The organism is Leifsonia sp. Leaf336, from assembly GCF_001423695.1.
Lineage (GTDB): Bacteria > Actinomycetota > Actinomycetes > Actinomycetales > Microbacteriaceae > Leifsonia.
The window spans coordinates 821599-844451 of sequence record NZ_LMOZ01000002.1 but is presented as its reverse complement, the minus strand read 5'-3'; the positions used below and the strand labels follow the sequence as shown (position 1 = coordinate 844451).

Sequence of the window (22853 nt, the reverse complement as noted above, 5' to 3'; positions counted from 1 at the left end):
GACCGACGTGACCGACCCCATCGCCGCGGCGCCGGAGACCCCACGGGCTCCGGCGCCGCGGCGCACCCGCATCCGGCCGCTCGCCGGCCTGACCCCCAAGAATGCCGTCCGCGAAGTGCTCGCGGGCATCACCCTGCTCGCGATCGCGATCCCGCTGAACATCGGCTACGCGCAGATCGCCGGCCTCCCCGCGACCGCGGGCCTCTACTCACTGATCGTCCCCGCGGTGTTCTACGCGCTGACGGTGTCGTCGCGGCAGCTCGTCGCGTCACCGGATGCCGCCGCGGCCGCCCTGGTGGCCTCCTCGCTCGGTGGCCTCGCCGTCGCCGGCCACAAGGACTACATCACACTCGCGCTCGCGCAGGCTCTCATCTGCGGCGCGCTCTTCCTCCTGTGCTCGTTCTTCAAGCTCGGTTTCCTCGCGAACTTCCTGTCCAAGCCGATCCTCATCGGCTTCGTCGGAGGCCTCGCGCTCGACATCCTGGTGTCGCAGGTCGCCAAGATGCTCGGCGTGAAGATCGACTCCGGCGGCGAGTTCGTCGAGAAGGTCGGCGGCCTGATCACCGGGCTGCCGACGCTCAACGTCTGGTCGCTCCTGATCTCGCTCGGCTCCCTGATCGTGCTGCTGGTCGGCCGGCGCCTCGCCGCGGCGGTGCCGTGGGCCCTCATCGTGCTCATCGTCGCGACCATCGTCGTCGTGCTCACCGGCGCGGTGAACGCCGGCGTCGCCGTGCTCGGGGCCGTGCAGGCCGGCCCGCCTACGATCACCTGGCCGGTCATCGAGTGGACCCAGTGGCTGGCGCTCATCCCCTCGGCCATCGCGTTGACCGTCGTGACGATGGGCGAGGGCCTGCTCGTCTCCCGCTCCTACGGCGAGAAGCGCAACTACCCCACCCGCCCCGACCGCGACCTCTTCGCTTTCGGTGTCGCCAACCTCGGCGCGGGCGTCAGCGGCGGCTTCACCGTCGGATCGTCGACCTCCCGAACCGCCGCGATGGACCAGGCCGGCTCGCGCACGCAGCTGCCGTCGCTCGTCACCGCACTCGGCACGCTCCTGCTCCTCCTCTTCGGCACGTCACTGCTGTCGGACATCCCTTCCCCCGCCATCGGCACCATCGTCGCGGTCGCGGTCGTGCCGCTGCTCGGGATCCCCGACTTCATCCGGCTCTGGCGGCTCGACCGCTTCGAGTTCGCGATCGGGGCGGCGTGCTTCCTCGGCGCCCTGTTCATCGGGCCGATCGCCGGCATCGTCATCGCGTTCGTCCTCGCCGTGATCAACGTCACCCGGCGGGCCGCGAACCCGCCGATCGACACGCTCGCCGCCGACGGCGACCCCGCCCACTCCCTCCTGGAGGCCGCCCCCGCCGGCGCGGCGACCGTGCCGGGCGTCGTGGTCGTGCGGCTGGCCGCTCCGCTGTTCTTCGCGAACTCGACCTCCTTCGAGAAAGCCGTGGAGCGCGCGGTGCGCGACACCGGCGCGCTCCATGTCGTCCTCGACATGGAGGCCGTCACCGACGTCGATGTGACCGGCGCCGAGTCCTGGGAGTCGGTCCACGCCTTCCTCACCGCTCACGGAGCCGACCTCGCGCTCAGCCGCGTGCGTCCCGGCATCCGCGAGCGCCTCCAGCACCTCGAGCTCCTCGACGGGGTGCACTTCTTCGACACGAACAGGGAGGCCATCATGGCACTCCAGACCCACGAAGCAGGATCCGGCGATGGCCGCCGTTAGCGGAGTGTGGCCGTTCCGGCGGCGCACCCGCACGCCGGAGCCTCCACCGCCGTCGGGCCCCGACCCCGAGCAGGAGGCCACCGCAGCGAACGGCCGGTCGGTGCGCATCCTGCTCGGCCTCGCCGGCGGGGTGGTCATCGCGATCGGGATGCACGCCATCGCCGGCATCCTCGCCCCCACCCTGCTGGCGCTGGTGCTGGTGATCTGCGCCCAGCCCGTGCGCGTCTGGCTGGAACGCCACGGCACTCCGTCCGGCGTCGCCACCGGCGCGGTGGCGCTCACGACGTTCGCCCTCCTCGCCGGGTTCGTCGCCCTCCTGATCATCGCGATGGCCCAGTTCATCGGGATGCTGCCGCAGTACAAGGCGCAGTTCCAGCAGATCGGCCAGCAGTTCGCCAACTGGTTGGCGAGCGTCGGCGTCAGCCCGCAAGACGTGAAGACCGTGACGCAGGGCTTCGACCCGACGAAGCTGGTGAACGTCTTCACCGGGATCCTCGGCGGCGCCGTCGGTCTCACCACCTTCGGTGTGATCGTGCTGACCATGCTCATCCTGATGCCGGCCGACGCCGCGTACACGCCGACGCTGCTGCGGCAGCTCGAACCGACCAAGCCGAACCTGGTCTACGCACTGTCCGGCTTCGCGCACAGCGTGCGCCGCTACATGGTCGTGACCACGCTCCTCGGCATCGTGCAGGGCGTGATCAACGGCATCGCGCTCTGGATCCTCGGCGTGCCGGCGGCGCTGCTGTGGGCGATCCTGTCGTTCCTGTGCAGCTTCATCCCGAACGTCGGCTACTTCCTCGCGCTGGTGCCTCCACTGGTGTTCGGCTACCTCATCGGCGGCTGGGGAACGGTCATCGCGATCATCGTCATCTACGGCATCGTCAACGCGGTCGTGCAGTCGGTCGTGCAGCCGAAGGTCGTCGGCAACGCGGTGGCGCTCAGTCAGACCCTCACCTTCTTCTCGGTGCTGCTCTGGGCGGTCGTCCTCGGCGCGATCGGCGCCATCCTGGCCATCCCGCTGACGCTGCTCGCCAGGGCCGTGCTGGTCGACTCCGATCCGCGAGCGCGCATCTGGCGCGGCGTCATCGGCGACCTCCGCGAGACCAAAGACCTGATGAAGGTGGAGTCGGCTGCCGCGAAGGCCGACCGCAAGACGGCGAAGCTCGCGAAGCACACCCACGACGGCGACACGAAACACGACGGCGACACGAAAGAGGAGTAGATGGGAAGCGCAATCGGAGACACCCTCCCGCTGGCACTGGGGATCGCGATCAGCCCGATCCCGATCATCGCGGCGATCCTCATGCTGCTGTCGCCCAAGGCGCGCGGAACCAGCGTCGGCTTCCTGATCGGCTGGGTGCTGGGGATCGTCGTCGCCGTGGTGGTGTTCACCCTGCTCTCCGGGCTCATCCCGACCTCCGATCCGAACGCCGCGAAGCCGATCTCCGGCACGATCAAGATCATCCTCGGCCTGCTGCTGCTGTTCCTCGCGTTCCGCCAGTGGAGGTCGCGGCCGAAGGAGGGCGAAGCCGCCGCGCTGCCGAAATGGATGGATGCGATCGACTCGATGACCGCCGGCCGCGGCTTCGTCCTCGCCTTCATCCTGGCCGCGGTCAACCCGAAGAACCTGCTGCTGGCGGCGGGAGCGGGCGTGGCCATCGGCACAGCCGGCCTCTCGGTGGGATCGGCGGCCGTCGTCATCCTGATCTTCGTGATCGTCGCCTCCTGCTCGGTCGCGATCCCCGTGATCGGCTACCTCGTGGCCGCCGACGCCATGCGCGGCCCCCTGGACGGCCTCCACCGCTGGCTGGTTCAGAACAACGCGACGGTGATGGCGGTGCTGCTGCTGGTGATCGGCGTGGTGCTGGTCGGCAAGGGGATCGCGAGTTTCTGAGGCCTGGCGCATGCGCTGGCGCGGCTAACGGAGGAGATCCGCCGCCGCGATGCCGCTGCCGCAGTCAGCGGAGGAGAAACGGGCTCGACCGCGCAGAATCTCCTCCGTTGCCTCCGGGCCCCGCTCGCACCCCGGCCGCCGGCCGACGTCGCCAACGGAGGACATCGGAGCTGGGACGGCCGGAAGATCCTCCGTAAGCCGCCATCCGGGCACAACGATGCCCGATCTCCTCCGTTGCCTCCGCGAATCCCCGTCAGTGCTGCAGCGTCGTCTTCAGCAGGATGACGACCACCCCGAACAGCCCCGTGATCACGGCGCCCGTGAGGCACACCAGCACCGGCCTCCCGCGCATGAGGAACACCAGGTAGCCGAGCAGCGCCAGCAGCAGCACCGTCAGCCACAGCGACAGCCACACGCCGAGGCCGGCCGGGATGATGCCGATCGCCGCCAGCAGCAGCGGGATGCTCGGCACGACGGCGGCCTCCAGCATGCCGCTGGACTCGAAGAGCGCGTGTCCCAGGGCATCGCGCACCCGCGATCCGACGCCCTCGTCGGCGCCGTGGAAGCCGAGTGCGGTGGAGTAGACGTGCGCCATCCAGAACACCACGATGCTCACCAGGCTGAACACTAGGACGTGGAGGGCGTCCGCCTGAGTCTGGTCCCCCGCACCTCCCGAGCTCGCGGCCACGACGCTCGCGTACACGATGGTGCCGTAGATGCCCGCGGGCGTGCCCCAGTGCCGCCAGAGCGCCCGCTGCACACGACGGTCCGGATCGGGCGCCGAGGGGTGATCACCGGGCTGCGCAGAGGACTGGTTGAGATCCATCGAGTCCATGAGGACATCATGGTCCGCCGTCCGCCGCGACGGCAGTCCCGCCGTCACTCCTGTTCGGGGAGCCGCGCCTCCGTCGCGAGGCCGCCCTGAGCGGCCGCCGACCCTGCGCGCCCGCCGCCGCGGCCGCGCAGCAGGAACGCCGCGCCGACGGCGATCACCGCGCCGGCCAGGGGGCCGACGATGTAGACCCAGTACGCGTCCCAATGACCGCTCACCAGGTCGGGGCCGAAGGTGCGCGCCGGGTTCATCGACGCGCCGGAGATCGGGCTCCCCCAGAGTCCGGCCAGCGCGATGTAGGCGCCGACGCCGAACGCGCCGATGATGCCGAGGTTCTGGGCCCCGGAGGCCGTGCCCAGGATGACGCTCACCAGGCCGAACGTGAGCACGGCCTCCATCAGCAGCGCGTCCCACGAGCTGAACCCGGACGCGGGATAGTTCGAGCCGTACCGGGAAGACACGTGTGTGACGCCTTCGAGGAACCAGGCCGCGAGCGAAGCGCCGATGAGCTGGATGAGGATGTAGCCGGGCACGCGCGCCCAGGGAAAGTCGCCGCGCAGTGCGAACGCGACGCTGACGGCCGGGTTGAGGTGCGCGCCGGAGACCTTGCCCATGAACAGGATGATCGCGAAGACCATCAGAGCGGGCGCCGTCACCGCGGCGGTGCGCGAGATCGTGTTCGGGAAGGCCTGGCCCATCATCCCGCCGCCGGCCGCGACGAGAACGAGGAAGAACGTGCCGAGAAGCTCGGAGAACAGCCGTCGCCACTCCTGCGACGAGTCGTGGAAGTCCTCGATCGACTGCGCGATCGTCGCAGGCACATGCATCAGCCGGCCGTGCACGATGTCCGACGCGATCCCGCGCGCCGCCTCCGCGTCCTCCGCCGCCCGCTGCTGCGTCGGCTCCGGTGCCTCGCTCATGGTGCCTCCTCCGGCTAGACGACCTCCACCGCCCGCGGCTCGACCGAGAGGTCGCTGCCGCCTTCGACGGTGATCCGCGGGCCGATCCGCACCAGCTGCGGCTCGTCCGAGAAGGCGCCGGCGAACAGCGCCTCGCCCTTGCGGAAGGTCGGTGACTGCTCCAGCAGGTGCTGGGGCACGAACCCGAACACGTCGCCGATCTCGTCCAGGTCGCGCGGCGAGTTCATCCGCATCAGGCCGAGGTTGTCGCACTGCGACAGCACGTTCGGGTGGATCTTGGTGGGCCGTTGCGTCGACAGGAACAGCCACAGCCCGAACTTGCGGCCCTCCGCGGCGATCTGGATAAGCTGCTCGGTGAGCTGCGCCTCCACGCTGTTGCGCGGCACGGGCGGGCAGAAGTTGTGGGCCTCGTCGAGCACGATCAGGAGCGGTTCGCGGTCCATCCTGCGCTCCCAGAGATGCTCCAGCACGCACAGCGCCGCGGCCTGCGGCTCGGCCTGGTGGGCGAAACCGCCGACGTCGAGCACGGTCACCCGCGGCCGCTCGTCGAGGGCGTCGACGACCGAGGATGCGCCGAACGACCAGAGCGGCCAGTCAAGGATCTCCAGGTTGTCGATGCGCATGCCGAGGCGCCTGCGGGCCGGGTCGCCGGAGGACGCGAGCGTGTCGAGGAAGCGGCCTTTGTCGAAGTGGTCAGGCGACTTGTCGAGATGCAGGAGCGCGTTGTACTCCTCCTCGTCGACGATGGGGTCGAGCCTCCCGACCGCCGCCTGCGACCGCACGCTCAAGTCGACGTAGCGGGCGTGCAGCTGCGGCTCCTCGTGGGTGCTGGAGTGGAAGACCCGGATGTCGAACTCCGCGAATCGCTCGCGCTCCTCCGGCGTCACGTCGTCGCGGGTGCGCGACACCCGCACGAAGTCGGCGTTCGGGTCGAGCACCGCGATCGGCAGCTCGGTCTGCAGCAGCAGCTGCTCCAGCACCACCCCGAGCGCGTAGGTCTTGCCCGACCCGCTCTGGCCGCACCAGAAGGTGTGCCGGTTGAACCGCGACCCGTCGATCACGGCGGGTCGTTCGGGGGCGTCGACGGTGGTGCCGATGGTGAGCGGGATCATCGAGGGACCTTCCGGGTCGCGGGGGTCTGGGAGGTGAGCGCGGCGTCGAGGCTGATCGCGGCGCGGATGAGGGCCAGATGAGTGAACGCCTGCGGGAAGTTGCCGAGCTGGAGGCCGGCCGGGTCGATCTCCTCGGCGAACAGCCCGACGTGGTTGCCGTAGGTGAGCATCTTCTCGAACGCGTATTGCGCCTCGTCCAGCCGCCCGGCGTCGGTCAACGCGCAGACGTAGAAGAACGAGCACAGCGAGAACGTGCCCTCCTCGCCGGGGAGGCCGTCCGGCGACGCCTCCGGGTTGTAGCGGTACACCAGGCTGTCGGTCACCAGCTCCTCCCCGATCGCGTCGAGGGTGGAGAGCCACATCGGGTCCTGCGGCGAGATCATCCCCACCAGCGGCATGAGCAGGGTGATCGCGTCGACGACGTCGGTCCCCGGATACTGCGTGAAGGCTTTGCGCTCAGGGTTCCAGCAGCGCGTGAACACCTGCTCGTAGATCGCGTCGCGGGTGCGGATCCAGCGGTCCAGCGGCGCTGGCCGGCTGCGCTCGCGCGCGATGGTGATGGCGCGGTCGAACGCGACCCAGCACATGATCCGGCCGTAGGTGAAGTCCTTGCGGCCGCCCCGGGTCTCCCAGACGCCCTCGTCGGGCTGGTCCCAGTTGTCGGCCAGCCAGTCGAGGATGCCGACCAGCTTCATCCAGCCGGGGTGCCCGATCGGATGGTGGTCCTCCGCGATCGAGAGCGCGTCGAGCGCCTCCCCGTAGATGTCGAGCTGGAGCTGGTCGGCGGCGCCGTTGCCGACGTGCACCGGTTTCGAGCCCGCGTAACCCTCGAAATGGTCGAGGGTGAGCTCCTCCAGGTCGGACGACCCGTCGATCCGGTACATGATCTTGAGCGGCCCTGAGCCCTCGCCGACCTGCTCGGCGACGCGGTCCGCCGTCCACAGGGCGAACGCGACGGCCTCCTCCTCGTAGCCGAGCGCCAGCAGCGAGTACACCGAGAAGGAGGCGTCGCGGATCCAGGTGTAGCGGTAGTCCCAGTTGCGCACACCGCCCAGCTGCTCCGGGAGCGCCGCGGTCGGGGCGGCGACCAGAGCGCCCGTCGGCGCGTACTGCAGCAGCTTGAGCACCATCGCCGAGCGCTCGACGTCCTCACGCCAACGCCCGGAGTAGGCGCTGCGGTCGATCCAGTCGCGCCAGAAGGCGACCGTCTCGCGGAACAGCCGGTTGCCGCGGGCGCGGCCGATGTCGCGGGGCTCACCGCGGGGCTCGGTCTCGAACGCGAAGATCCGGAGGTCGCCGGCGGCGACCGTGAACTCGCTGACGACGTCGCCATCGACGAGCGCTTCCGGCTCGACGCCGTGCAGCGCGGCGCTCGTTGTGTCGTCCGCGAAGAGCACGCCGTGGTCGGAGGCCGTGGCCGTATGCGCGCTGCGCCCGTAGTCGAATCGGGGGCGGCACTCCAGCCGGAACGTCAGCTCGCCGCGCACCACGCGCACCGCACGGACGATGATGCGACGCGCTGTCGCGACGCGCGGTTCGTCGGCGACGGGCATGAAGTCGATGACTTCGCCCACCCCCTGAGACGACATGAACCGCGTGATGAGCACAGCCGTCTGCGGGAAGTACATCTGCCGGATCCGCACGTCGTCCGCCAGCGCGTGGATGCGGAAGTACCCGCCCATCTCGCGGTCGAGCAGGGCGGCGAACATCGTCGGAGAGTCGAAGCGCGGAGCGCAGAACCAGTCGATGGAGCCGGCGGTCGAGACCAGGGCCACCGTTTGCAGGTCGCCGATCATGCCGTGGTCCGCGATATCGGGGAACGCCTCCATGGGTCCTCCTCTCCCCTGCCGGATGCTAGCTCCGCGGTCGATCGCGGCACCAGACCCGTCTAAGCCGACGATCGCTCCGGCTGCTCCTCCGGCTCGCGACCGAGCACCTGCTTCGGGAGGTTGCGCGAGAAGAACATCGCGCCGAACGACACGATCGCGAGCGCCGCGAACGACAGGCGAAGCGCCTCGAGTTGCGACGTGCTGTAGATCGTGGACAGCTCCGCGCTCTGATCCGAGTCGAGGCCGGCGTCGCTCGCGATCTTCGGGACGTCCGCCGCCGGCACGACGGCGACCCCGCCTTTCGTCGCGGACACGACCTGCTGCTGCACGCTCTCGGGCAGGGTGCTCGTCGCGACCCCTGCGGTGAAGAGCGTGGTGAGCGACGCGATCATCACGGAGCCGATCAGCGCGGTTCCGAGCGACGAGCCCAGGTTCTGGAAGACGCCCTGGACGCCCCCGGCCTCGCTGAGCTCGTCGTCGCCGACGGCCGACATCGTCACGTTGCCGAGCTGGGAGGCCAGCAGCCCGAGCGCGGCGCCGGCCACGAACATCCCGGTGCCGAAGAGCCAGTTGTTGAGCTTCGTGTCCACGGAGCCGAGCAGCACGAGGCTCGCCAGCACCAGACCGAACTGTCCCAGCCGGGCGATCAGCCTCGGCGACAACCGGCGCGCGAGCGCCGTGCCGAGGATGGAGAACAGCACGAGCGCCACCGAGAGCGGGAAGATGCGCAGACCCGTCTCCAGCGCGTCCAGCCCGAGGGAGAGCTGCAGGTAGATCGGCACCACGAAGAACAAGCCCGCCGTCACCGTGTACTGGATCCCGAGGCTTCCGACGCCGGCGCGCAGCTGCTTCAGCCGCAGGATGTCCGTGTTCAGCAGGGGCGCCCTCCCGAGCCGGATGAGCCGGCGCTGACGGAGGAAGAACAGCCACAGCAGAACGGCGCCGATGCCCACGATGAAGGGCACAGGCGAGAGGCCCAGGACGTTGATGTCCTGCTGGGTCGGGAGGATCCAGCCCCAGGTCTTGGTCTGCAGCAGGGCGAAGACGATGAGCACGAGGGCGAGCGCCGAGAGCAGCACCGAGAGCAGGTCGATCCGGATGCGCGAGCGCTCGCCGGAGTCGGAGACCGCGGTGCGGAACAGCAGCACGACCGCCATGATGACGACCTCGCCGGCGAAGACGTACCGCCAGCTGGCGTACGTGGTGAGGAAGCCTCCGATCAGCGGACCGACGGCAACCGCGACACCGGAGGACGCCCCGATCACGGCGAACGCCGTCACGCGGGCGTGCCCGGAGTAGTTGTCGGCGATCAGGGCCGCGATCGCCGGGATGACGAGCACGGCCCCCAGGCCCTCGACCACCGACCAGCCGAGGAACAGCACGACGATGCTCGGCGCGAGCGCGGTGGTCGCCGAGCCGACCGCGTAGACGATCGACCCGATCACCAGGGCGCGGCGGCGGCCCCAGACATCGCCGAGCTTCGCCCCGAGCAGCATGAAGGCGGCCATGGTCAGCGTGTAGAAGGTGATGCACGCCTGCATCGCCGAGATGGTGGTGTCGAGGTCTTTGACGACCGTCGAGATCGAGACGTTCATGACCGTGCTGTCGAGCGTCATCACGAACTGCGCCGCCCCGAGCACCGTGACAGCACCCCACCGTCCCGCCATCGCAGCCCCCTCCCGGGAATCTGCCCGATGGTAGCCCGGGGTAAACGGGCTGCACCAGACCCGCGCTCAGCGCGGCCCCCGTGTTCAGCGCGGCCCCCGTGTTCAGCGCGGCCCCCGTGTTCAGCGCGTCAGGGGGCGCAGCTCCTCCGGAGCGGGGAACGGCAGCGGGTAGTACAGCTGCGGCGCGCCCACCGCGCCGAAGTCGTCCTTCTTCGCCACGATCCGGTCGGGCGAGACCTCCGCCAGCCGCACGCGCAGCCACGAACCGTCGGGCTGCCGCAGCTCGTAGAGCTCGGCCAGGTAGCCGATGCCGGCGCGCTCCAGCGTCTCCTCGGCCTCCAGCCAGTCGACCGGGCCGGTCAGGTCGCGCCCGAGCAGATCGACGGGGACGAACTGCTCGCCCGCCATCCGGATCCAGCCGACGCGCTCGCCGTCGTGCCGGCGATGCTCGATCCAGTCGGTCTGATGCTCCACGGCCTCCACACTAGTGACGTCTACCCAGGCCGCACCCACGGAGCTAGCATGAGCGCCACCCCAGGAGGTGCGTCATGACGACCATCGCGACCCCACTCAATGAAGAAGAGCTCTACGACGCAGGGCGGGCGGCGCGCACCCAGGTGCCGCGTTCCAGCCAGGCGGACTACACGCCTCCGCCCGGGCGCGACCCGCTCGGCATCCTCCGCCGGCAGCACGAGAACCGGTTGCCCTACCTGGTCAAGCTGCGGGTCGAGCGGATGAGCGCGTCGGCCTTCGCGTTCTATCGCGGCACCGCAGCCATCCAGGCCGCCGACCTCGCCGCCGCGCCGAACGCGGGAGGGGAGGTCGTGATCTGCGGCGACGCCCACATCAGCAACTTCGGCATCTACCGCTCACCGGAGCGCACGATGGTGTTCGACATCAACGACTTCGACGAGGCGGCGGTCGGGCCGTTCGAGTGGGACGTCAAGCGGATGCTGACGAGCGTCGTGCTCGCCGGCCGGTCGCTCGGGCTCGGAGGCTCGACCCTCCGCTCGATCGTGCTGTCGTCGGCGGCGATGTACCGCAACTCGCTGCGCAACGCCCTGCAGTCGTCGCTGTACGGACGCTACTTCCGGGTCACCAGTCTGGTCGACCGGCGGATCCTCAGCCCCGACAGCGAGCGCATGATCAAGCGCACCATCAAGGAGTCGGAGAAGCGCACCAGCGAGCGCGTCGCGAGCCGCACCCTCGAGGAGGGCGGCGAGGGCCTCCAGTTCGTCGAGAACCCGCCGATCCTGACCCGGCTCGAGCCGGAGATCCGGGTGCTGGTCGACGAAGTGTTCGAGGCGTATCGGCGGACCGTCCCGACGAACATCGCCCTGATGCTCTCGCAGTACCGGGTGCTCGATGTCGCGCGCCGGGTCGTCGGGGTCGGCAGCGTCGGGACGCGGTGCTTCATCATCGCGCTCGGCGACCCGACCGGCGACGTCCTCATCCTCCAGCTGAAGGAGGCCACCCAGTCGGTCGTGCAGGAGTTCGGCGGCATCCCGCCGGTCGTCGGCTACCTCGACCCGGAGCTCCTCGCGGAGCACCAGGGCTACCGCGTGGTGGGCTGCCAGCGCATCCTCCAGGCGGTGTCCGACCCGTTCCTCGGCTACCTGTCGCTGGAGGGGCTCAGCTTCTACATGCGCATCTTCCGCAACCGCAACGCGTCGTTCGAGATCGCGGACATGAACACGACGCAGTTCACCGAGTACGCGCAGGCCTGCGCGATCGTGCTCGGACGCGCGCACGCGCGGTCGCCCAAGGCGCAGTTCGTCGCCGGGTACATCGGCACCGGCGGCGGATTCGTGCGCGCGGCCTCCGAGTGGGCGCACCAGTACGCGGCGCAGGCGGAGGCCGACTACGCGACCTTCGTCGACGCCGCGCGCGCGGGCCACTTCGAGTAGCCGGACTCTCCTCGCCGCCTGGGGGACGGCGAGGGGCACGTCGTTGTCACTTCTCATCGCGAAAAACGACAACGACGTGCCCCTCGGTCCGCGGTCGGTCGTCAGTCGAGTTCGTGCGCGGTGCGGATGGTGCGCTCGGGGTCGTAGGCCTGCTTGATCTCGCGGAGGCGTTCCAGCGTCGCGTCGTCCCAGAACCGGCCGGGAGCCGCGTCGGCCTCCCGGAAGTTGGAGTAGTCGCGCTCGCTCATCCACGGCGCGAGCGCCGCCCGGACGGCGGCGACTTCGGCCCTCAGGACGGGAACCAGCGCCGGATCGGCGACGATGCCGACCGCGTAGACGACGAACTTGCCCGGCAGGTGGTCGACCGCGCCGCCGTTCTCGGCCGGACGACCCGCCGCCCCGCCGAGGTGCCGCAGGTCGACGGCCAGCAGCGCGCTTTCTGCGTCCGGCCCAGCCACCGCGAGCAGCGCCTCGATCGCGTCGTCGGGGAGGTCGTCGATGATGAGTCCGTCGCCGAGGGCGGGCACGGGGGCCGGCGGGTCCATGTGCACCAGACCGAGCTGGGAGGCCGGCAAGACGCCGAACGTGTCGATCGCCGGGTCGAGCGCACGCAGCGGTTCGAGCACGGCCGCGGCCTCTGTCTCGGGCAGGTCGATGGCGCCGTCGACGCCGACGAACGCCTGACCCCGCAAGAAGTCCGGCAGCTCGGGCAGCGGCGGGATGCGCAACAGGCGTACGGAGGTCGTCGCGTCCTCCGTCACATCGCGGGTCCACGCCTCGTACGCCCGCAGCACCTCCCCCGCTCGCGCCAGCGGGAAGAGCAGCATGCCCGCGTAGATGGTTGCGACAGGGAACACGCGGAATGTGAACGCGGTCACGATCGCGGTGTTGCCTCCGCCGCCGCGCAGCGCCCAGAACAGGTCGGGCTCGCTCTCGGCGCTGACGTGCCGCTGCCGGCCGTCGGCAGTGACGACGTCGAACGCGGTGACCGCCGAGCAGCCGAGGCCGCGCTTGCGGGCCATCCAGCTGAATCCGGCGCCGAGGAGGTAGCCGGCGACGCCGACGTCGGGCGACGAGCCGGCCAAGGCGGCGAGGCCGTACGGTTCGAGGGCGGAGGTGACCTCGCCCCACACGACGCCCGCCCCGACGCGGACGGTGCGGGCCTCGGCGTCGACCTCCCCACCGCGCAGGCGCGATGTGTGCAGCAGTATCGAGCCGCTGAGGTCGCCGAGCGGCGCGGCGAGGTGGCCGGTGCTCTGCGGTACGACGCGGAGGCCGTTGTCGCGGGCGAAGCCGACCACGACGGCGATGTCCGAAGCGTCGGCCGGCACGATGACGGCCTCCGGGTGCTGGTCGATGGCGAGGTTCCACGCCAGCCGTTCGGTGTCCCAATCGGGGTCGGCGGGGGTGACGACACGGCCGGTGAGGCGGCCGGCGAGGTCTCGGAAGCGCTCCGGGACGGCGGTCTCGACGAGAGACATGGTGATGCTCCTGTTCGGGTTCTCTGGTGTTGTGTGATGGCCGCCGGGCCTCCGGCACGCAGCGACGCCGACAGGATGCACCTCCGATCGGAGTCCGCACCAGGCTTTTCTGAACATTGCTCACTTGAGCAGCGGTGGATGCGCGTTCGACCAGGGGCGCTAGGGGGTTGCGAGGAAGGCGTGCACTGCCTCCCGCACCGCGGGGGTGTCGAGGTGGAGGCCGTGCCGGGCGTCGAACTCGAGCAGCCGCGCCCGCGGGATCGCCGCGGCCAGCAGCCGGGCGTGCGCGACCGGCGTCAGCGCGTCGCCGCGACCGTGGATCACCAGCGTCTCCGCCCGGATCCGGCCGAGCACCTCCCTGGCGTCGTGGTCGCGGCTCGCGGCGAAGTGGCCGCGGAGCGCCGGGCGCGAGGCCACCCGGTCGAAGAAGCCGGCGACGGCCTCCGGATTCGCCTCGGCCCACCCGGCGTCGAAGAACAGCGGCACCATGCGCTCCCGGTCGCCGCTGAGGAGGTCCGCGATCGCGGCGGGATCGCGACGCTCGTCCGGACCGCCGGCGCGATCGGTCGCGGTGGTGCCGATGAGCACCAGCCGGCGCACCCGGGTGGGATGCTCGGCCGCCAGCCACTGCGCCACCCGGCCGCCCATCGAGTGCCCGAGCACGTGCGCCGCCGACACCCCGGCCGCGTCGAGGACCGCGAGCGCATCGTCGGCGAACAGCCAGGTGCTGTAGCGGGTGGGATCTCCCGCACCGCTGTCGCCGATGCCGCGGTGGTCGAACACGATCACTCGCGCGGTGGAGCTAGGGGCAGCGCGGAGCGATGCCGCGACCCCAGCGCCGAGGGAGCCTGCGACCGAGGACTCCGCAGCGAGCGCGCGGGCGAAAGGACCCCACCCGTGCATCCCGGTGGCCTGCCCGGCGATCAGCAGGAGCGGCACGCCCGTCCCGTGCTCCTCGAACGCGATGGGCACGCCGTCGTCGGCGGTCGCGAGAGGGGGCACGGCGTGTGAGTCTAGCGGGTGGGCGCGCGCTACCATCGCGGCATGCACGTGCGACTCCGCCCGGCCACGGATGCCGACGCCGACGCCGCCTTCGAGATGATGCGCGACCCGGAGGCCGTTCGGATGGCCGCTTTCACCGCGGCCGACCCCGACGACCGCTCCGCGTTCGACGCCCGGTGGACCCGGCACCTCGCCGACCCGGGCATCCGGATGCGTGCCGTGGAGGCCGACGGCGCGTTCGCCGGAACGGTCGCGGCGTTCACCCTCGAGGGCGACCGGGAGGTCACCTACTGGATCCGGCGCACGCTCTGGGGCCGGGGCATCGCGACGGCCGCCCTGATGCTGCTCGTGGCGGCGGAGCCGACCCGTCCGCTGCACGCGCGCGTCGCCGAGGCCAACCTCGGCTCGCGGCGGGTGCTGGAACGTGCCGGGTTCGTGCCGACCGGCAGCGAGACCTCCTACGCCGCCGGGGCCGGCAAGCCGGTCGTCGAGCTGCTGCTCGAGCTGCGCTGACGCTGTCGCGGCGCTCGCGGCCGTCAGACGCTCGCCGTGCGCTCTTTCACCGCGCGGGCGCTCCAGCGACCCTCCGCGCGCTCCACCCGGATCGGGTGCTCGAACGCCGCCGTGACCGTCTCGGTGGTCACGGCCTCCTCGATCGGCCCGGACGCGACGATCCGGCCGTGCGAGAGCAGCAGGGCATGGGAGGTCGTCTCCGGCAGCTCCTCCAGGTGGTGCGTGACGAGCACGCTGGCGAGGTCGGGCACCGCCACCGAGAGCCCGTCGATCGTCTCCAGCAGTTGCTCGCGCGCCGCGACGTCGAGACCGGTGGTGGGCTCGTCCAGCAGCAGCAGACGCGGCTCGGAGATGAGCGCCCGCGCGATCAGGGCCCGGCCGCGCTCGCCCTGCGAGAGCGTCGGCCACCGGGAGTCGCGGCGGCCGTGGAGGCCGATCGTGCCGATCAGCTCGCGGGCGCGCGCGAGTTCGGCCGCGGTCGCCTCCCATCGCATGGGCGGCTCGATCGAGCCTGTGAGACCGGTGAGCACCACCTCGGTGACCGTGAGCGGCGAACGCACGGGATGGCGAGGGTTGACGTGGCCGATGTGCCGCCGCAGCTCCTGCAGTTCCACCCGCCCGAGCCTCCGGCCGAGCACGTCGACCGTGCCGGAGGTCGGGAACGCGACGGCCCCGCAGAACCCCAGCACAGTGCTCTTGCCCGCGCCGTTCGGGCCGAGCAGCGCCCAGTGCTCCCCCGCCCGCACCTCGAAGCGGATGTCTTCGAGGATGTGCCGCCCGTCGCGTCGGAACGTCACGTCACGCAGCTCCAGCACCGTCTCCATCACTCCATCCTGGCCCACGCCTGCCGTCATAACGGTTGCGTCTCGCACGGCACTTAGTCACCGGATGCCGAGGAACCGCACAGACTCGCTTCGTACGCTCCCCAGCTATGGGGACGCAGCCGCTGAGAATCGGGCCGTTCGCCCGTCGCCTGCTGGAGCGTCGTGCGCGGCAGGACGCCGAGGCGGCGCGGCCGCCGCGCGACGCACTGTCGGAGCCGGTGCCGGCCGACAGCACCCCCGCGGTCGCGACTCCCACCATCACCGCCCTGCAGGCCCGCGCCAACGCTTACGCACGCCGCGAGGAGCAGCGCTTCTTCGCCCGTTGCCGCCGTGACCTCGCCGAGCAGCGCGGCCTCGCGCAGGCGCTCGCGGCCGACCTGGATGCGTACGACGACCGGCTGGAGGCGCTCGCCCCCGCCGAGCGCACGGCCTCCCGGATCGCGGAGGGCGACGGCGTCGCCTACCAGGAGTTGCGCCGGCTGCGCCGCCGGATCGCGCAGCGCAACGCCCGCGCCGAACAGCTCGGCGCGAGCATCAACGCCCGGTTCACCGCCGCGCGGCTGCGGGCGAGCAGGCACTTCGACCGCTCCGACGAGAAGATCGCCGTCTACTGGAGCGCCTACCTGCGCGCTCTGACGCCGCCCGCCGGCGCGGTGCGCGCACCCGCACTGCACCGCGCCGATTCACTGGCGGGGCGGGAGACCTCCGTGGACATCTGGCGTCCCGTCGAGCCCGTCGGCTCCGGCCGGCCCGCCGGAGTCTGGGCCTCAGCACCATCCACACCGTCCGTCGAACCAGGGAGCCCCGATGCGCGAACGTGACAGGATCACCGACTACACGGTGCCTTCCACACGCGGCCTGAAGCGCCGCGTGCTCTGGCGGCTGCGGCGCATGCGCGCGGCGGTCGACGTCGAGACGCTGGAGGTCTTCGAGCACGAGCTCGCGGCCTCTGAGCGCGCGGGCGTGGCCGACCTGGAACGCCAGCGCCTCCGCAACGTCGCCGCCTGCTCCGCACGGCTCGCGGAGGCGCAGTCGCGGGTGGAGCTCGTCCGCCATGCCCTCGACAGCACCGAGGCCGACATCCGCCGCGCCGAGCAGGACGCCGCCCGCCTCGACGCCAAGCTCACCGGCGCCGACCCCGAACTTCACAGTTACGCCTAGGAGGACCCGCATGCCGAGGGACATCGTCACGAAGCCGCGCCGGGTCCGCCCGAGCGTCGGCCATCTGTCGCCGCTGGCGCACGTTCTCGTCTACGTGCTGCTGGTGGCGATGCTCGCCGTCGACTACATCCTGCTCGCACAGGCGCTCACGCTGCTGCTGCGCAACGACAGCCAGTACGGCTCGATCGGCCTGCAGATGTACGTCATCACACTCGGCATCTCGCTCGCCGTGGTGTCGCTGCCGCACGTCGCCGCCATCCTGCTGCGGCGGGTGCAGGCGCGGGTGATGCACCGGGGCTGGATCCCCGTCGCGGTGGCCCTGCTGCTGCTCTGGGGTGCGCTGCTGGCGGCGATCACGATCGCCCGGATCAAGGCGGGCATCGACGCCTCGGCGGCGGGAGGCCTCACCGGGCTGGTCGGCGGGTCGACCTCCACGACGCCCACGTTCTCGTGGTCGGCGCCGGACACGATCATGGCGTTCCTGATGCTCGGTGTGCTCGCGACCTCCGGAACCATCAGCTTCGTCATTGCCTGGCTTACCACGCGTCCGCTGCTGGTCGCCGCCGAGAAGGCGCACGCCAGGGTCGCCCGGCTGCGGACGCACCGCGACCGGCTGCTCGCCGAGGCGGTCAAGGCCGAGGAGGCCGTGCACCACGCGGCGACGCTCGACGCCCAGGACGCCGTGCGTTACGCGGGCGCGTACACGACCTTCCACGCGCGGCTCGACGTCATCCGCGCCCGCATCGCCACCCGCCTGGCCCAGCGGGCGCGAGACCCCGAGAGCACCAGCCAGATCATCCGGGAACTGCGCGCCCGGCGGGTCGTGGAGGCGTCGGGGCCGGCGCCCGCCGTGCCCGGGTTCGTCGCGGCTCCCGCAGTCGAGTCGGCTGTCGAGTCGGCCGGCGAGTCCGCCGCCACGCAGCCGACCTCTGCGGCGGAGGCTCCCGCCGTCGACGGGCCGTCCACCACCTGGGGGAACGAGCGTTGATCGGCGTCGAGAAATCGCGCGCGGGCATGCTGCGTACGGTGACCGCTGCCGCCGCCGTCCTCGTCGCCGCGGCCGGGCTGACGGCCTGCACCTCGGCGACGGCCGGCGGTCAGGCCTGCGACCAATCGCACAAACGCAACCTCGGGGTGGTCGCCGGAAGCACTGCCAACGCTCCGGCTGTAACCATTCCCGCGAGCGCGACCGCGCAGCTGAAGACGGCGGGCGAGAGCAACGGCAGCGTGACCGTCGTCATCCCGTCGGGAACTCCGCAGACCATGGGCACGACCTCCATCGGGTCGAGCGCGCAGGACGCGATCGTCTGCCAGAACGACCAGCGCACCAAGCTCACCCAGATCACGTCGTACCTCGCGGGCCTCAAGGCGGCGTCGCCGCAGGTCGACTTCCTCGGCGCCATCGACCAGGCCGCCCGCGACCTCGGCTCGAACCCTCTGGGCGTGCTCGTCTTCGGCAGCGGCCTCCAGACCGCCGACCCGCTCGACTTCGCCGGCAGCGGCCTGCTCTACGCCGACCCGGCGCAGGTCGTCTCCGACTTGCGGTCGCGCGGTCTGCTGCCGACGGATCTGAAGGGCGTGACCGTCTACTGGTCGGGCATGGGCGACACCGCCGGCGCGCAGGCGCCGCTGACCGTGCCGGCGCGCAGCAACCTCGCCGCGATCTGGACCGCCGTCATCAAGGCGGCGGGAGGGACGCTGTCGCTGCTGCCCGAGCCGGCCTCCGGAGGCGCGGCGGCCGGGCTTCCCGCGGTGACGCCGGTGCCGGTGGAGGCCGTGAGCACCAAGACGGACTGGTCGCATCCCGTGGTCATCCGAAACGCCGACCTCCGCTTCGTGAAAGACACGGCGACCTTCGCCGACCCCGCGTCGGCGCAGCAGCTTCTCGCGACGCTCGCGCCGTCGATCGAGCAGAACAGCGGCGTCATCACCATCACGGGCACGGCATCCAAGGACCAGGCGACGAACAACACCGCGGACACGGCGCTGTCGCTGCGCCGCGCGAACGCGGTGAAGGCCGCCCTCGTGGCGCTCGGCGTGCCCGACGCGAAGCTCGCGACCGCGGGCGTCGGCTACGAGTGGTGCGGCTGGAAGAGCGAGACCGACGCCTCCGGCGCCTACTCCGACGCGGTCGCCGAGCAGAACCGCTCGGTGGTGCTCACCTCCGCCGGCGTCTCGCTCTGCGGCTGACGTCGCCCCTCGCGGATCCCGGGGCCGTCAGGTAGTGGGGGTGGCGGGCGCGGTGGGGGTGCCGGTGCGGGCGTGCTTCGCCGCGGCGAGGTGGACGATGCGGGTCGCGGTGACGGTGTCGCCGGTGCGGGTGCCGAGCACGCCGATGCGGTCGCCGACGGCGAACGAGGAGGCGGTGGCCGGCTTCTTCGGAGTGCCGTAGGTCGTGGACGAGCCGATCTTCACGGTGATCGTCGCGCCGGCGGCCGACTGCATCGTCCAGGTGTCTCCCGAGATCGAGGTCAGCGCGCCGACAGCGCCCTTGGCGTGCTTGCTCGCGCCGGCGGCGCCCTTCTTCGCGTGCGCCGCCGAGTTCATGGAGGCCGGCACCGCCGTGTTGCCTGCGGCGACCGCGGCCGAGACGCCCCAGGCCGTTCCGCCCGCCACGACGACGACCGCGAGGACGGCCGCGGCCACGCCGATACCCAGCGCGTGACGGCGGACGAACGACGGACGCGACGGCGGCTCCCCCGCTTTCATGCTGTCTGTGACGGCCGTCCCGGGGGCTGGGGAGGTCGGCTGCCCGCCCTCCAGCCACGGCAGCGGGGTCGTCGGGTGGTCGTCGTCGTGCTCGCGCGGCTCGTTCGTGTCCATGCGTCCACGCTGTCAGGCGCAGATCAGGAGGCCGCTCGGGGATTGTCAGAGGAACGTAAAACCACCCGGAACACGGCGCCCCCGCCCTCTGCCGGTGCGGCGTCGATTGTCGCGCCGAGGCGGCCGGCGAGCGTGTGCGCGATCGAGAGGCCGAGCCCGGTGCCCACCGGTCGCGCACCGCGATACCGCGCGTGCAGCGTGCCCCGGTCGAACGCCACCGGAGCGTCCTCGGCGCTCAGTCCCGGTCCTCGGTCGCGCACCGACACCTCCACCAGCCCCGGGAGGGCGCGCCCCGTCACGACGATCTCCGACCCGGCGGGCGCCACGCGCAACGCGTTCTCCACCAGCCCGTCGAGGATCTGCCGCAGCCGCATCTCGTCGGTCACGACCCCGAGCGGCTCGGCCGGCAGCTGCGCCCGCAGGGCGACGCCGGCGCCTCCGCTCGCTCCCGACCAGGCGCGTAGCACGGCGGCCACGGTCTCGCGCACGTCGAACTGCTGCGGCACGATCGTGAAGTCGTCGGCCTCCAGCCGCGCCAGCTCCAGGAGGTCGTCGACGAACCGCCGCAGCCGCTCCGACTCGGCGGACAGCGTGCGGCCGGCCTCCGCCACGCCCTCGGGCGGGATGACGCCGTCGGCCAGCGCCTCCGCGTACCCGCGGATCGCGGTGAGCGGCGTGCGGATCTCGTGCGAGACCGAGAGCAGGAACTCCCGCTGCCGGTCCTCGCTCGTCGCCAGCGCGGTGTCGAGCGTCCGCAGCGCCTGCGCGATGTCCTCGATCTCGGCGACGGGCTGCGCCTCGATCGGCACGCGGCGGCGACCTCCCGCCAGCGCGCGTGCCCCGTCGGCGAGCCGCCGAAGCGGGCGGCCCAGGAGGCGCGCGAGCAGCACGCCGGCGGCCGTCGCGACCACGAGGCCGATCACGAGGGCGAGGAGGATGCCGCGCAGCAGTTCGGCGTTACCCGCGGCGATGTCGGCGACCTTGCGCACGCCGACGATCCCCCCGCCGTCCGCTCCGGGGATGCCGACGAGCACGGCCTCCTTGCCGTTCAGCGTCGTCGTCGTGGAGACCGTGCGCCCGGCCTGCAGCTCGCGCACGACCGACGGATCGACGGAGGCGCGCGCGGCGCCGGTGACCGTGCCGTCGGGCGACACCACCGCGAACCGGTCGCCGACGACCGCGAGCCTCCCCGCACCGGCCCGGCCCGAGGCCACGAGCGCGGCGGCCTGCGTCTTGAGCTGCTGCCGGGCCTGGTTCTCCTGGACGGTCTGTACCACTTGCACCGCCACCAGAGCCGTCACCAGCACGGCGATCAGCGCCACCGCGAACGTCACGAGCACGAACCGGCCGCTCAACGACCCGAAGAAACGCCGCCGGGCCGGGGCGCCGCTGCCGCCGCTCACACCTCGTCCGCGACGCTGTAGCCGACCCCGCGCACCGTGCGGACCATCCCGGCGGCGTCGCCGAGTTTCACCCGCAGCTGGGCGATGTGCACGTCCACCGTGCGGCTGCTGCTGTAGTCGGCGATGCCCCAGACCGACGAGAGTAGCTGCTCGCGCGTGAACACGCGCCCGGGCTGGCTCATCAGCCGGTCGAGGAGGTCGAACTCGGTCGCCGTCAGGTCCACACGTCCGGCCGCGGTCTCCACGCGGCGCCGCGAGCCGTCGAGGTGCACACCGCCGACGGTGCGCGTCGGAGCGGCGACCGGCCCCGCCGCCCGCCGCACCATCCCCTTGATGCGGGCGACCAGCTCCCGCGGTGAGAACGGCTTGGTGAGGTAGTCGTCGGCGCCGAGCTCGAGGCCCAGAATGCGGTCGATCTCGTCGTCGCGCGCGGTCACGAAGATGACGGGGGTCCAGTCGTCCCGCGCCCGCAGGGTGCGGCAGACCTCGATGCCGTCGAGCCCCGGGATGCCGACGTCGAGCACGATCGCGACCGGACGCAGCCTGTCCACAGCCGCCAGGGCCTGCCGGCCGTCGGTCTCGACGTGCACGCCGAAGCCTGCGCCGGTGAGGTACAGCCGCTCCAGCTCCACGATCGCGGCCTCGTCCTCCACGACGAGCACCAGACCTCTCTCCTCGCCCACCCGTCCATCTTGACGGCTCGGCGCCGGGTGCCACGCCGTTTCCCTGCGGCCTTACCGTTTCTTTACATTCCGCTCTCACGACCTGAACGCTCACGAGGTCGGATGTGGGCATGGCTTTCTCACTGCGTTCCCCGGCCGGTCTCGCGATCGCGTTCGGCGCCGCGCTCGTGCTCGCTGCCGGCGCCGCCGCCGCCACGGCCGCCGCTGTGGCCGCCTCCGCCCCTCCCCGCGTCGTCACCGCCGGTTTCCCCTCGGGCGGCACCAATCCGGGCATCTTCACCGACACCTGCACCCACTCGAAGACCGCGCCGAACGACCCGATCATGATGCCCGGGATGACGGGGATGTCGATGCAGCACGACTTCTTCGGCAATCCCGCCGTCGTCGCCTCATCGACCGCCGCGTCGCTGCGCGGCGGGTCGACCACGTGCTCGACCTCCGCCGACGCCTCCGCCTACTGGACGCCGGTCGTCTACCAACAGGGCCACGCTCTGACCCCGCAGCGGACGCTGCTGTATTGGCGCACGCCCGGCGCGATCGCGTCGTCGACACGCACGATGCCGGAGGGCATCAGCCTGATCGCGGGGAACGAGACCGCCACCGCGCCGCAGAGCACCTCGATCGTGAACTGGACCTGCACGACGACGGCGACCGACCAGAAGCCGGCCAGGGGCGACCTCCCTCACGACTGCCCGGGAGGCTCGCAGCTTCGGCTGGTGATCACCTTCCCGAACTGCTGGGACGGGCACACGATGGACGGCCGCGACCGCTCCGGCGCGGTCTACTCGACGAGCGCGGGCTGCCCGTCGTCGCATCCGGTCCACATCCCCCAGCTCGTGCTGCACGTCACCTATCCGACGAGCAGCGGCGACGGCATCACCCTCTCCACCGGGCCGCAGACGCAGGGGCCCCCGGTGACGGGGCACGCCGACTTCGTGAGCGGCTGGCAGCAGGGCAGGATGGACGCCGACATCGCAGCGTGCGTGACCGCGCAGGTGCGCTGCGGGCCGGTGAGCGGGGCGCAGGCCGCGCCGAGGGGCGGCACGGTGCGGAATCCCTGACGAACGGTG

Annotated in this window: 22 protein-coding genes; 10 read left to right on the top strand and 12 right to left on the bottom strand. The window is 71.5% G+C overall.

The genetic code is table 11. From position 1 onward, the window contains the following. Positions 1-7: 7 nt before the first annotated feature. The 3 genes from ASF88_RS12830 to ASF88_RS12820 are packed head-to-tail and all read left to right on the top strand — an operon-like array spanning position 8 to position 3626. A complete protein-coding gene (locus tag ASF88_RS12830; RefSeq protein WP_235493440.1) occupies positions 8-1729 on the top strand; it encodes a SulP family inorganic anion transporter in 1722 nt (573 codons plus the stop codon). Further along, positions 1716-2954 carry an AI-2E family transporter gene (locus ASF88_RS12825; RefSeq protein WP_082518944.1) on the top strand — a complete coding sequence of 413 codons (1239 nt, stop codon included), beginning with the start codon at positions 1716-1718 and terminating at the stop codon, positions 2952-2954. Before ASF88_RS12830 ends, ASF88_RS12825 begins: the two co-directional genes overlap by 14 nt. Beyond that, the gene (locus ASF88_RS12820) at positions 2955-3626 is read left to right on the top strand and encodes a GAP family protein (RefSeq protein ID WP_055918968.1); all 672 of its coding nucleotides are present in this window, start codon (positions 2955-2957) and stop codon (positions 3624-3626) included. It begins immediately after the preceding gene. Positions 3627-3879: 253 nt separating this feature from the next. On the opposite strand, the gene ASF88_RS12815 is transcribed toward ASF88_RS12820, so the two are convergent. From ASF88_RS12815 to ASF88_RS12790, 6 genes are all read right to left on the bottom strand, one after another. Then, complete coding sequence (locus ASF88_RS12815) at positions 3880-4461, bottom strand: hypothetical protein (protein ID WP_235493439.1); 582 nt, start codon at positions 4459-4461, stop codon at positions 3880-3882. A gap of 44 nt (positions 4462-4505) precedes the next feature. After that, positions 4506-5378, bottom strand: a complete 873-nt coding sequence (locus tag ASF88_RS12810) for an MIP/aquaporin family protein (RefSeq protein ID WP_235493438.1) — start codon at positions 5376-5378, stop codon at positions 4506-4508. A 14-nt stretch (positions 5379-5392) separates the two neighbouring features. After that, the gene (locus ASF88_RS12805) at positions 5393-6490 is read right to left on the bottom strand and encodes an ATP-binding protein (protein ID WP_055918966.1); all 1098 of its coding nucleotides are present in this window, start codon (positions 6488-6490) and stop codon (positions 5393-5395) included. Continuing rightward, positions 6487-8319: a glycoside hydrolase family 15 protein gene (locus ASF88_RS12800; RefSeq protein WP_055918964.1), complete on the bottom strand. Its 1833-nt coding sequence runs from the start codon at positions 8317-8319 to the stop codon at positions 6487-6489. The genes ASF88_RS12805 and ASF88_RS12800 overlap by 4 nt, the downstream gene beginning before the upstream one ends. Positions 8320-8378: 59 nt before the next feature. Beyond that, complete coding sequence (locus tag ASF88_RS12795; RefSeq protein ID WP_055918961.1) at positions 8379-9986, bottom strand: MFS transporter; 1608 nt, start codon at positions 9984-9986, stop codon at positions 8379-8381. Positions 9987-10106: 120 nt separating this feature from the next. Further along, positions 10107-10460, bottom strand: coding sequence for a hypothetical protein (locus ASF88_RS12790; RefSeq protein WP_157498344.1), 354 nt, complete (start codon positions 10458-10460; stop codon positions 10107-10109). A 74-nt stretch (positions 10461-10534) separates the two neighbouring features. Between ASF88_RS12790 and ASF88_RS12785 the strand changes: the two genes are divergently transcribed. Beyond that, the gene (locus ASF88_RS12785; protein ID WP_055918954.1) at positions 10535-11893 is read left to right on the top strand and encodes a DUF2252 domain-containing protein; all 1359 of its coding nucleotides are present in this window, start codon (positions 10535-10537) and stop codon (positions 11891-11893) included. Between the two features lie 101 nt (positions 11894-11994). Here ASF88_RS12785 and ASF88_RS12780 read toward each other — a convergent pair whose 3' ends face one another. Next, positions 11995-13374, bottom strand: a complete 1380-nt coding sequence (locus ASF88_RS12780; RefSeq protein WP_055918950.1) for an FAD-dependent oxidoreductase — start codon at positions 13372-13374, stop codon at positions 11995-11997. A 159-nt stretch (positions 13375-13533) separates the two neighbouring features. Further along, positions 13534-14376, bottom strand: coding sequence for an alpha/beta fold hydrolase (locus tag ASF88_RS12775; protein WP_235493437.1), 843 nt, complete (start codon positions 14374-14376; stop codon positions 13534-13536). A 42-nt stretch (positions 14377-14418) separates the two neighbouring features. Between ASF88_RS12775 and ASF88_RS12770 the strand changes: the two genes are divergently transcribed. Next, positions 14419-14889 carry a GNAT family N-acetyltransferase gene (locus ASF88_RS12770; RefSeq protein ID WP_055918948.1) on the top strand — a complete coding sequence of 157 codons (471 nt, stop codon included), beginning with the start codon at positions 14419-14421 and terminating at the stop codon, positions 14887-14889. A 23-nt stretch (positions 14890-14912) separates the two neighbouring features. Here ASF88_RS12770 and ASF88_RS12765 read toward each other — a convergent pair whose 3' ends face one another. Next, positions 14913-15713 carry an ABC transporter ATP-binding protein gene (locus tag ASF88_RS12765; protein ID WP_055918944.1) on the bottom strand — a complete coding sequence of 267 codons (801 nt, stop codon included), beginning with the start codon at positions 15711-15713 and terminating at the stop codon, positions 14913-14915. A gap of 107 nt (positions 15714-15820) precedes the next feature. Between ASF88_RS12765 and ASF88_RS12760 the strand changes: the two genes are divergently transcribed. The 4 genes from ASF88_RS12760 to ASF88_RS12745 are packed head-to-tail and all read left to right on the top strand — an operon-like array spanning position 15821 to position 19064. Further along, complete coding sequence (locus ASF88_RS12760; protein ID WP_055918941.1) at positions 15821-16534, top strand: hypothetical protein; 714 nt, start codon at positions 15821-15823, stop codon at positions 16532-16534. Beyond that, positions 16521-16874 (top strand): hypothetical protein, encoded by a 354-nt coding sequence (locus ASF88_RS12755; RefSeq protein ID WP_055918939.1) that lies wholly within the window; start codon positions 16521-16523, stop codon positions 16872-16874. The genes ASF88_RS12760 and ASF88_RS12755 overlap by 14 nt, the downstream gene beginning before the upstream one ends. Positions 16875-16884: 10 nt before the next feature. Continuing rightward, a complete protein-coding gene (locus ASF88_RS12750; RefSeq protein ID WP_055918935.1) occupies positions 16885-17862 on the top strand; it encodes a hypothetical protein in 978 nt (325 codons plus the stop codon). 38 nt (positions 17863-17900) lie between these two features. Then, on the top strand, positions 17901-19064 hold the full coding sequence (locus ASF88_RS12745; protein WP_235493436.1) for an OmpA family protein: 1164 nt from the start codon (positions 17901-17903) through the stop codon (positions 19062-19064). 27 nt (positions 19065-19091) lie between these two features. On the opposite strand, the gene ASF88_RS12740 is transcribed toward ASF88_RS12745, so the two are convergent. From ASF88_RS12740 to ASF88_RS12730, 3 genes are read right to left on the bottom strand one after another with little or no spacing between them, the layout of a single operon-like run. Then, positions 19092-19697 carry a DUF5666 domain-containing protein gene (locus ASF88_RS12740; RefSeq protein ID WP_055918932.1) on the bottom strand — a complete coding sequence of 202 codons (606 nt, stop codon included), beginning with the start codon at positions 19695-19697 and terminating at the stop codon, positions 19092-19094. Between the two features lie 23 nt (positions 19698-19720). Further along, the gene (locus ASF88_RS20680; protein WP_055918930.1) at positions 19721-21100 is read right to left on the bottom strand and encodes a sensor histidine kinase; all 1380 of its coding nucleotides are present in this window, start codon (positions 21098-21100) and stop codon (positions 19721-19723) included. Further along, positions 21097-21783: a response regulator transcription factor gene (locus tag ASF88_RS12730; protein ID WP_055918927.1), complete on the bottom strand. Its 687-nt coding sequence runs from the start codon at positions 21781-21783 to the stop codon at positions 21097-21099. Before ASF88_RS12730 ends, ASF88_RS20680 begins: the two co-directional genes overlap by 4 nt. A 110-nt stretch (positions 21784-21893) precedes the next feature. Here ASF88_RS12730 and ASF88_RS12725 point away from each other — a divergent pair, with 110 nt between their 5' ends. Continuing rightward, positions 21894-22844 (top strand): DUF1996 domain-containing protein, encoded by a 951-nt coding sequence (locus ASF88_RS12725; protein WP_055918924.1) that lies wholly within the window; start codon positions 21894-21896, stop codon positions 22842-22844. Positions 22845-22853: the final 9 nt, after the last annotated feature.